Origin of the sequence: Castellaniella sp. S9, assembly GCF_027257175.1 — a bacterium.
Classification (GTDB): Bacteria; Pseudomonadota; Gammaproteobacteria; order Burkholderiales; family Burkholderiaceae_B; genus Castellaniella.
Genome location: NZ_JAPFGD010000011.1, coordinates 89583 through 99247, shown reverse-complemented (window position 1 = coordinate 99247; position 9665 = coordinate 89583). Strand labels below are relative to the sequence as shown.

Sequence of the window (9665 nt, the reverse complement as noted above, 5' to 3'; positions counted from 1 at the left end):
TTGGGCACCGTGTCGTCGACTCGGGTTTTCCCGTGTCCGGGTACAATAAAAGGCGGATACACAAGGGTTTGCGACATGACGGATGATCGGGATGAGGCGACCGGCGCGGCGGGCTTGCGCACCCAGCAGGGTGGCGCGGCGGATGCGGTGGTGGTGCTCAGTACCGCGCCGGACACCCTGCTGGCCAAGCGCATCGCGCACATCCTCGTCGAGGAATCGCTGGCCGCTTGCGTCCACGTGGGCGCGCCCGGGGTGTCCATGTATCTCTGGCAGGGCAAGCTCGAGGGCGGCGACGAGGTCCCCATGACCCTCAAGACCACGGCGGCGCGCCTGCCCGCGCTGTATGCCCGCCTATGCCAGCTGCATCCCTACGAAGTGCCTGAATTCCTGGTCCTCGCCGTGCACGCGGGCAACGCCGGCTACCTCGATTGGGTCGCCCAGATGGCGTCGGCGCCGGCCGACGCCGGCCGCGGGGTTGACCTGCCATGAATCCACACGCATCCCCCAAGGCCGCCCCCTTGAAAACACTGGACGTGATCGCGCCGGCGCCGTCTCACGCCGGCCGCCGCATCTGGACGCTGCTGGCCGTGGTCCTGCTGGGCTTGGCGGCCTGGCTGTCCTTGCCGCGGCCGGCGCAGGCCGAGGCCGATTTCCTGGATCCGGCGATCGCCTTCGTGCCCGCCGCCGCCATGCACGACCCCCTGACCCTGGACGTGCATTACCGGATCGCGCCGGCCTATTACATGTATCGCGAGCGCTTCGAGGTGCGCATCCGTGCAGCCGACGGCCGCACGCTGATGTTCATGCCCTCGGCGCTGACGCTGCCCGAGGATGTGGCCGCCGCCGGCAAGCCGGCCTGGGCGGCAGGTCCCGCGCTGCCCGGGGGTACCGTCAAATACGATCCGACTTTCGACCGCGACATGGAGGTCTATCACGGCGGGGTTACCCTGCGCCTGCCCCTGCAGGCGGGCGAGGCGGGCCCGCTGGCGGTGGAAATCACCGGCCAGGGTTGCGCGGATGCCGGTCTGTGCTATCCGCCCATGACCCAGGATCTGGTCCTGGAGGCCACGGACGGCGGTTACCGCGCCGTGGGCGCACAGGTGACGGACCGGGTGCCGCCGCCGCGTGACGAAGTCTCTGGCGGTCCCGATGCCGGTGTCGCTGCGGGCGCCGCGTCCGTCCCGGCTGCGAACAGCGTCTTCGACCTCGGCGACACCGGCATGGCGGCCTGGCTGGCGCAGGCGGGGCTGGGCAGCATCCTGCTGTTCAGCCTGCTCTTTGGTGTCCTGCTGTCTTTCACGCCCTGCGTGCTGCCGATGGTGCCTATCCTGCTGGCCATGATCGCCGGTACGGGGCAATCGCCCTCGCGTCTGCGCGGGCTGGGCCTGGCGGCCTGCTATGTGCTGGGCATGTCGCTGGTCTATACCGCGCTGGGCGTGGCGGCCGGCCTGCTGGGCGCCGGCCTGGCCGCCTGGCTGCAATCCCCCTGGGTGCTGGGCACCTTCGCCGTGCTGCTGGCGCTGTTCGGGCTGGCGATGCTCGATGTCTTTACCCTGCAGGCGCCCGTCGGCCTGCAGTCGGCGCTGCAGGCGCGCGCCGCGCGCATGCCGGGCGGGCAGGCCGGCGGGGTGTTCCTCACCGGCATGGTCTCGGCCCTGATCGTCGGACCTTGCGTGGCGGCCCCCCTGGCCGGCATTTTGCTGTTCATTTCCCAGACGGGCGACGTGGTGGTGGGTGGCGCGTCCCTGTTCGCCATGGCGTGGGGCGAGGGCCTGTTGCTGCTGGCGGTGGGTGCCGGCGCCGGGGCGTTGCTGCCGCGCGCGGGCGCCTGGATGGACCAGATCAAGGCGGGTTTCGGGGTGCTGCTGCTGGCGACCGCCTGGTGGATGGCGCGGCCTCTGGTGCCCGGTGCCTTGTACATGGCCGGCTGGTCCCTGCTGGCCCTCTGGGCCGCGATGATGCTGTGGCGCGCGGGCCGCGGCGACGGCGCGGGCCTGCGCCTTGCCGTGCGCGCGCTGGCGGCCCTGCTGGCCCTCTGGGCGGCCGCCCAGTTCATGGGCCTGCTGGCTGGCGGGCGCGATATGCTGCGGCCCTTGGCGCCTTTCGCCGCGGGATCGGGCGCGGCCGGCGGCGGCGCCGTGGACTTGGACGCGATTCGCGCGCGCTTTACACGGATCGCATCGGCCGCGGATCTGGAGGCGCGCCTGGCGGCGGCCGACCGGCCCGTGATGCTGGATTTCTACGCCGACTGGTGCGTGTCCTGCATCGAGATGGAAAAATTCACCTTCAGCGACCCTGAGGTCGCGCGCCGCATGTCCGGCGTCCTGCTGCTGCAGGCCGATGTGACCCGCATGACGGCGCAGGACCGCGAACTGCTCGCGCGTTTTGACTTGTTTGGCCCGCCGGGGATTATTTTCTTTGATGCGCATGGCCGCGTGCTGCCGGATGCGCGGGTGATCGGATTCAAGAAGGCCGCGGAATTCAGCGCCGTGCTGGACCGCGTATTGGTCACGGCGCCAGATCGCTGATCAGGAATCCGCCGGGTCGTCCGTCGCCCGGGACGGCAGGTCGCCCTCGGCGTCCGCCAGCTGGGCTTTTTTACGTTCGAGGCTGGCGGCCACCAGGACGCCCACCTCGTATAGCAGGCACAGGGGCGCGGCCAGCAGGATCTGGCTGAGGGCATCGGGTGGCGTCACGATGGCTGCGACCACGAAGGCCCCGACGATGACGTAGCCGCGGATCTCGCGCAGTTTGCGGACCGTGACGACGCCGGTCTTGACCAGCAGGACCACCGCGATCGGCACCTCGAAGGTGACGCCGAAGGCAATGAACATGGTCAGCACGAAGCCCACGTAGGCCTCGATGTCGGGCGCCGGGGTGATCGACTGCGGCGCGAAATTCGCGATGAAGCTGAACACGGTGTGGAACACCACGAAATAGCAGAACGCCATGCCCAGCAGGAACAGCAGCGTGCTGGACAGGATCAGCGGCAGGGCCAGGCGCTGTTCGTGGCGATACAGGCCCGGGGCGACGAAGGCCCAGGCCTGGTACAGGACCACGGGCAGGGCCAGCACGAAGGCCGCCAGCAGCGTGACCTTGATCGGCACCATGAAGGGCGTGATCACCCCGGTGGCGATCATGCGCGTGCCCTGGGGCAGGGACGCCAGCATGGGCTGGGCCAGCACGTCGTAGATGGCCGACGGGCCGGGGAAGATGAACAACACGACAAAGACGCCCAGCACTGCCGCGACCGCGCGTACCAGTCGTGTGCGCAGTTCGACCAGGTGCGAGATGAAAGTGTCCTGGGAGGAGTCGTCGCTGGCGTCGCTCATGCCTGTTTTTCGCTGCTGGGGGCCGTTTCAGCGGCCTGGTCTGTCACCGGTGCCGCAGGCACCTCGGGCGCCTGGGGTGCGGGGATGCGGGCTGTGTCGTCCGCCGCCGCATCGCCGGGCGCGGTCGACGGCGCGGCGGTGGGCGTGACCGCCGTGCGGGCCTCGTCCAGGGCCTGGCGCAGGCTGTCGGTGGGCTCGTTGACCGCGGCCTTGAGATCGCTGACCGAGCTTTGCATGGATGTCTCCACCGAGCGCGCGGCATCCTGCATCTGGTTCTTGATGTCGCCGATTTCCTTGAGGTCGATCTCGCGCTGGATGTCGGATTTGACCTCGCTGACGTAGCGCTGGGCGCGGCCCAGCAGGTGCCCGACGGTGCGGGCGACCTTGGGCAGGCGCTCGGGGCCGATCACGATCAGCGCAATCACGCCGATCAGCATCAGCTCGCTGAAACTGACATCAAACATGGCGGGTCCGGTTCAGGATGGGGCGGCGGCCACCCTCAGGCGTCCGATTTTTCCTTGGCCTGCACGTCGATCGTGGAGGAGTCCTGGACCTGCTGGGTGACCGAGGGCTGGGACTCGTCCTTGGCCTCGTTCATGCCTTTTTTGAAGCCCTTGACCGCGCCGCCGAGGTCTTCGCCGATATTGCGCAGTTTTTTCGTGCCGAATATCAGCGCCACGATCACCAGCACGATCAGCCAGTGCCAAATGCTGAAACTACCCATGATTGCTCCTAGGCGGCTGGTGCCGCGCGTTTGTCCCAGGGGCGTGCGCCCCCGAGGATGTGGAAATGCAGGTGGGCGATTTCCTGCCCACCCTCGATGCCGGTGTTGGCCACCAGCCGGAAACCGCCCGCGGAACCCGGGTTGCAGCCGTTGTCATACGCGATCTGCGGCGCCAGACGCAGCATGCGGCCCAGCCAGTCGGTGTCGCCCGCCTCGACCCCGGCGAGCGATTCGACGTGGTGCTTGGGCACCAGCAACAGGTGTACCGGCGCGGCCGGGTTGATGTCCTTGAAGGCCATGAACTCATCGTCCTCATAGACGATGGTCGATGGGATCTGGTGCTGGGCGATCTTGCAGAACAGGCAGTCGTGACTCATAGGGATACGAACGAACATCGCGGGGTCCGGATGGACCCGTTCAACACGCTATGTTGCCACATTTCAAGGCCCTGCTGTGGCGTGCGACCCGCTTTTCGGCCTGCCTTCGGGTATGCCCCGATGAGGCCCGGCGCGCTAGGATGATGTCCGCGAGGCCTTTTCCTCGAGGCCGGACAGGCCCTCGCGCCGGGCCAGCTCGTCCAGCACGGCCTCGGGGCGCAGCCCATGGTAGGTGAGGGCGACCAGGCAGTGATACCAGAGATCGGCGGTTTCGGCCACGATGCGCTCGGGCACGCCGTCCTTGGAGGCCATGACGAGCTCGGTGGCCTCCTCGCCGATTTTTTTGAGGAAGGCGTCCGGGCCCTTGGCCAGCAGTTTGGCGGTATACGAGGTGGTGGGGTCGCCGCCCTGGTCGGGTCGGCGGCTGGCCAGCGTGTCGGCCAGGCGGGCCAGCACGTCGGCGGCGGGGTGGTTGGATTGGGTCATGCGTGTGCCGGTTGCGATCAAGAGGCGTCGGATTGGCCGTAGATCCGGCCCGGGTCCTTGAGGACCGGATCCTCGACGATCCAGGCGGGTTCGGCGGCGTCGGTGTCGAGGCGGCGGTAGAAGCAGCGCTCGCGGCCCGTATGGCAGGCGATGCCGCCTTGCTGGGTGACGCGCAGCAGGATGACGTCGCCGTCGCAGTCCAGGCGCATGTCGTGCACCCGCTGGACGTGGCCCGATTCCTCGCCCTTGCGCCACAGGCGCCCGCGCGAGCGCGAGAAATAGACGGCCCGGCCGCTGCGCGCGGTTTCGGCCACGGCCTCGGCGTTCATCCAGGCCATCATCAATACCGTGCCGCTGAGCGCGTCCTGCGCGATGGCGGGAATCAGGCCGTCGCGGTCGAAGACCAGTTCGTTCAGCCAGGCGGGTGTGCTCATGATGATTCCTTGGCGCGGGGCGGGCCGTTGCGTGTCATGCGCGAACCTGGATGCCCTGCGCCGCCATGAAAGCCTTGGCCTCGGCCAGGGTATGCTGGCCGAAATGGAAGATGCTGGCGGCCAGCACGGCGCTGGCGCGGCCGATCTTGACGCCGTCGACCAGGTGCTGGAGCGTGCCCACGCCGCCCGAGGCGATGACCGGCACCGGAACGGCGTCGGACACGGCGCGCGTCAGTTCGAGGTCGAAGCCGGCCTTGGTGCCGTCGCGGTCCATGCTGGTCAGCAGCAGTTCGCCGGCGCCGTACTTGGCCATGCGCCGCGCCCATTCGATGGCGTCCAGGCCGGTGGCCTTGCGTCCGCCGTGGGTGTAAATCTCCCAGCGCGGCGCCTCGCCGGGGGCGGATGTGCGGCGCGCGTCCAGGGCCACCACGATGCACTGCGAGCCGTGATGCTGCGCGGCCTCGCGCACCAGTTCCGGCCGGGCCACCGCCGCGCTGTTGATCGAGACCTTGTCGGCACCCGCGTCGAGCAGGCGCTGGATGTCGGCGACCTCGCGCACGCCGCCGCCCACCGTCAGGGGGATGAAGACCTGGCGCGCCACGGCCTCGATGATCGGCAGGATCAGGCCGCGTTCGTCGCTGGTGGCGGTGATGTCGAGAAAGGTGAGTTCGTCGGCGCCCTGCTCGTCGTAGCGGCGGGCGATCTCGACCGGATCGCCGGCATCGGCCAGGTTGACGAAGTTCACGCCCTTGACCACGCGTCCGGCGTTGACGTCCAGGCAGGGGATGATCCGGCAGGCGAGGCCGGTGTCGTGATCGGCGGCCTGGGGCGTGCCGGGGGCCTTGGTGGCGTCCATCGTCATGCCGGTGCGCCGTCCGTGTCGCCGGCCGCCGCATCGGCCAGGGCCTGGGCGGCGGCGAAATCCAGGGTGCCCTCGTAGAGGCTGCGGCCCAGGATGGCGCCCTCGACCCCGTCGTCCTCGACGGCGCACAGGGCGCGGATGTCGTCCAGGGTGGCCACGCCGCCGGAGGCGATCACCGGGATGCGGACCTGGCGCGCCAGGCGCACCGTGGCCTCGATGTTGACGCCGCTCAGCATGCCGTCGCGCCCGATGTCGGTGTAGATGATGGATTCGCAGCCGTAGTCCTCGAATTTTTGCGCCAGGTCGAGGACGTCGTGGCGGGTGAGCTTGGACCAGCCGTCGGTGGCGACCTTGCCGTCGCGCGCGTCCAGGCCGACGATGATGTGGCCCGGGAAGGCGCTGCAGGCGTCGCTGAGGAAACCCGGATCCTTGACGGCGGCGGTGCCGATGATGACGTAGGACACGCCGTTGTCCAGATAGTATTCGACGGTGTCGAGGTCGCGGATGCCGCCGCCGATCTGGATGGGGATGTCCTCGTCGACGGCGGCGACGATGGATTCGATGGCGGCGCGGTTGCGGGGCTTGCCGGCCACGGCGCCGTTCAGGTCCACTAAATGCAGGCGGCGTGCGCCCTGTTCGAGCCACTGGGTGGCCATGGCCGCGGGGTCGTCCGAGAACACGGTGGCGTCGTCCAGGTCGCCTTGGCGCAGGCGCACGCAGCGCCCGTCTTGGAGGTCAATGGCGGGAATGAGGAGCATGGTGGTCGTCGTCGGTCAGTGCTAGGAGATGAAAGTAGCGTTAACAGGCCCCGCGCGGTCAGGGCCGCCAGCGGGCGAAGTTGCGGTACATCCGCAGGCCCGGCTCCGCGCTTTTCTCTGGATGGAACTGTACGGCAAAAATATTGCCGGCCGCAATCGCACAGCAGAATTCCACCCCGTGGCGGCTGGTGCCGGCCACCAGCGCGGGATCGTCGGGCAGCGCATAGTAACTATGCACGAAATAGAACGGCGTGTCCTGGGCGATGCCCTCCCACAGGGGGTGGGCCTGCGTCTGGTGGACCGGATTCCAGCCCATGTGCGGCACCTTGAGGCGCGCCTCGCCGCCTTCCGCGGCATCGAAGGCCGGCCCGGCGAAGCGTCGCACCGTACCCGGGAAAATGCCCAGGCCGGGCGTGTCGCCCTCGTCGCTGCGGGTGAACAGCATTTGCTCGCCGACGCATACGCCCAGCAGGGGCTTGTCGCGCGCGGCGCGCAGCACCGCCGCGCGCAACCCCGAGGCCTCCAGGGTGTGCATGCAGTCCGGCATCGCGCCTTGCCCGGGGAACACCACGCGTTCGGCCGCGTCGATGGCGGTGGCGTCGCGCGCGATGCAGATGTCGTGCCCGGGCGCGGCCGCCTGCAGGGCGCGCGCCACGGAATGGAAGTTGCCCATCCCGTAGTCGACGATGGCAATGGTGTTCACGAGGACCGCCGGGAAAGGTTCAGAGGGAGCCCTTGGTCGAGGGGATGGCGCCGCCGGCGCGGGGGTCGACCTCGACGGCCATGCGCAGCGCGCGGCCGAAGGCCTTGAACACGGTCTCGCACTGGTGGTGGGCGTTGTCGCCGCGCAGATTGTCGATATGCACGGTGGCCTGGGCATGGTTGACGAAGCCCTGGAAGAATTCCCGGGCCAGGTCGACGTCGAAGGTGCCGATGCGCGCGCGGGTATAGGGCACGAAGTAATGCAGGCCCGGGCGCCCCGACAGGTCGATCACCACGCGCGTCAGCGCCTCGTCCAGGGGCACGTAGGCGTGGCCGTAGCGGCGCAGTCCGGCCTTGTCGCCCACGGCCTGGGCGAAGGCCTGGCCCAGGGTGATGCCGACGTCCTCGACGGTGTGGTGGTCGTCGATGTGGGTGTCGCCGTCGCAGTGGACGTCCAGGTCGAACAGGCCGTGGCGGGCGATCTGGTCCAGCATGTGGTCCAGGAACGGGACGCCGGTCTGCAGGGTGCGTTGTCCGGTGCCGTCGAGGTTCACGGCGACGCGGATGCGGGTTTCATTGGTATTGCGTTGGATGTCTGCGGTGCGCATGGGGCTTCCGTAGGCGAGGGTCGGTGGAGGACGCTAGGGCTGGCCGGTTTCCAGGCGCAGGCTGGCGCTGGCGGCATGCGCATGCAGGCCCTCGCCGGTGGCCAGCGTTGCCGCGATGCGCCCGAGGGTCCGGGCGCCGGCGGGCGACACCTGGATCAGGCTGCTGCGTTTCTGGAAATCATACACGCCCAGCGGCGACGAGAAGCGCGCGGTGCGCGCGGTGGGCAGCACGTGGTTCGGGCCGGCGCAGTAGTCGCCCAGGGATTCCGAACTGTAGGCGCCCAGGAAAATTGCGCCGGCATGGCGGATCAGGGGCAGCAGCGCCTGTGGATCGCGGGTCGAGACCTCGAGGTGCTCGGGCGCGATCCGGTTGGCGATCCGACAGGCGTGATCCAGGTCCCGGACCTGGATCAGCGCGCCGCGGCCCCCAAGGCTGGCGCGCAGGATGTCGGCGCGGGGTTGCGCGGGCAGCAGCCGGCCGATGGCCGCCTCGACGGCGTCCAGGTAGGCCGCATCGGGGGACAGCAGGATGGCCTGCGCCAGCTCGTCGTGCTCCGCCTGCGAGAACAGGTCCATCGCGATCCAGTCGGCCGGCGTCGAGCCGTCACCGATGATCAGGATTTCTGAGGGGCCCGCGATCATGTCGATGCCCACGATGCCGAACACACGCCGCTTGGCCGCGGCGACGTAGGCGTTGCCGGGGCCCACGATCTTGTCGACCGCGGGCATGGTGGCGGTGCCGTAGGCCAGGGCGCCCACGGCCTGCGCGCCGCCGACGGCGAACACGCGGTCGACGCCGCCCAGGGCGGCGGCCGCCAGCACCATGGGATTGCGCGAGCCGCCAGGGGTGGGCGTGACCATCACGACCTCGGGCACGCCCGCGACCTTGGCGGGGATCGCGTTCATCAGCACCGACGACGGGTAGGCGGCCTTGCCGCCGGGCACGTACAGGCCCACGCGGTCCAGGGGCGTGATCTGTTGGCCCAGCATCGTGCCGTCGGCCTCGGTGTAGGTCCAGGTTTCGGCGCGTTGGCGCAGGTGGTAGGCGCGTACGCGTTCGGCCGCGGCCTCGAGCGCCGCGCGCTGGTCGGCCGGCAGGGATTCCAGCGCCGCGATCCAGTCGTCGCGCGGGATCTCCAGGGCGGCGACCGAGTCGGCCTCGACGTGGTCGAAGCGTCGCGTGTAGTCCAGCACGGCGTCGTCGCCGCGGTCGCGCACGTCCTGCAGGATGGCGCGCACGGCATCCTCGATGGCCTCGTCCTGCGAGGCCTCGTAGGCGAGCAGCCGGTCGAGGGCGGCGTCGAAATCCGGGGAGCGGGCGTCTAGGCGCTGGATCAATGGCATGGCGGGCAGTGACGGCGGAAAGAACCTATGTTAGCGCG

13 protein-coding genes are annotated in these 9665 nt (G+C 69.4%); 2 read left to right on the top strand and 11 right to left on the bottom strand.

From position 1 onward, the window contains the following. Positions 1-75: 75 nt before the first annotated feature. Together cutA and dsbD are read left to right on the top strand one after the other, a co-directional pair. On the top strand, positions 76-489 hold the full coding sequence (gene cutA / locus OOZ48_RS16740; protein ID WP_269499959.1) for a divalent-cation tolerance protein CutA: 414 nt from the start codon (positions 76-78) through the stop codon (positions 487-489). Then, on the top strand, positions 486-2528 hold the full coding sequence (gene dsbD / locus OOZ48_RS16735) for a protein-disulfide reductase DsbD (protein WP_269499958.1): 2043 nt from the start codon (positions 486-488) through the stop codon (positions 2526-2528). Before cutA ends, dsbD begins: the two co-directional genes overlap by 4 nt. Here the strand turns inward: dsbD and tatC are convergent, their stop codons facing one another. The 11 genes from tatC to hisD form a co-directional block, all read right to left on the bottom strand. Continuing rightward, positions 2529-3332: a twin-arginine translocase subunit TatC gene (tatC, locus tag OOZ48_RS16730; RefSeq protein ID WP_269499957.1), complete on the bottom strand. Its 804-nt coding sequence runs from the start codon at positions 3330-3332 to the stop codon at positions 2529-2531. Further along, complete coding sequence (tatB, locus tag OOZ48_RS16725) at positions 3329-3796, bottom strand: Sec-independent protein translocase protein TatB (RefSeq protein ID WP_269499956.1); 468 nt, start codon at positions 3794-3796, stop codon at positions 3329-3331. The genes tatC and tatB overlap by 4 nt, the downstream gene beginning before the upstream one ends. 35 nt (positions 3797-3831) lie before the next feature. Continuing rightward, positions 3832-4056: a Sec-independent protein translocase subunit TatA gene (gene tatA / locus OOZ48_RS16720; RefSeq protein ID WP_269499955.1), complete on the bottom strand. Its 225-nt coding sequence runs from the start codon at positions 4054-4056 to the stop codon at positions 3832-3834. Between the two features lie 8 nt (positions 4057-4064). Beyond that, positions 4065-4433, bottom strand: a complete 369-nt coding sequence (locus OOZ48_RS16715) for a histidine triad nucleotide-binding protein (RefSeq protein ID WP_269499997.1) — start codon at positions 4431-4433, stop codon at positions 4065-4067. A gap of 135 nt (positions 4434-4568) precedes the next feature. After that, the gene (locus OOZ48_RS16710; RefSeq protein WP_269499954.1) at positions 4569-4919 is read right to left on the bottom strand and encodes a phosphoribosyl-ATP diphosphatase; all 351 of its coding nucleotides are present in this window, start codon (positions 4917-4919) and stop codon (positions 4569-4571) included. A gap of 17 nt (positions 4920-4936) precedes the next feature. Further along, positions 4937-5353, bottom strand: coding sequence for a phosphoribosyl-AMP cyclohydrolase (hisI, locus tag OOZ48_RS16705; RefSeq protein ID WP_269499953.1), 417 nt, complete (start codon positions 5351-5353; stop codon positions 4937-4939). A 34-nt stretch (positions 5354-5387) separates the two neighbouring features. Beyond that, positions 5388-6209, bottom strand: a complete 822-nt coding sequence (gene hisF, locus OOZ48_RS16700) for an imidazole glycerol phosphate synthase subunit HisF (protein WP_269499996.1) — start codon at positions 6207-6209, stop codon at positions 5388-5390. A 2-nt stretch (positions 6210-6211) separates the two neighbouring features. After that, complete coding sequence (gene hisA / locus OOZ48_RS16695; RefSeq protein WP_269499952.1) at positions 6212-6973, bottom strand: 1-(5-phosphoribosyl)-5-[(5-phosphoribosylamino)methylideneamino]imidazole-4-carboxamide isomerase; 762 nt, start codon at positions 6971-6973, stop codon at positions 6212-6214. A gap of 58 nt (positions 6974-7031) precedes the next feature. Then, positions 7032-7676 (bottom strand): imidazole glycerol phosphate synthase subunit HisH, encoded by a 645-nt coding sequence (gene hisH, locus OOZ48_RS16690; RefSeq protein ID WP_269499951.1) that lies wholly within the window; start codon positions 7674-7676, stop codon positions 7032-7034. A 19-nt stretch (positions 7677-7695) separates the two neighbouring features. After that, the gene (gene hisB, locus OOZ48_RS16685) at positions 7696-8283 is read right to left on the bottom strand and encodes an imidazoleglycerol-phosphate dehydratase HisB (RefSeq protein ID WP_269499950.1); all 588 of its coding nucleotides are present in this window, start codon (positions 8281-8283) and stop codon (positions 7696-7698) included. A gap of 33 nt (positions 8284-8316) precedes the next feature. Continuing rightward, a complete protein-coding gene (gene hisD, locus OOZ48_RS16680) occupies positions 8317-9627 on the bottom strand; it encodes a histidinol dehydrogenase (RefSeq protein WP_269499949.1) in 1311 nt (436 codons plus the stop codon). Positions 9628-9665: the final 38 nt, after the last annotated feature.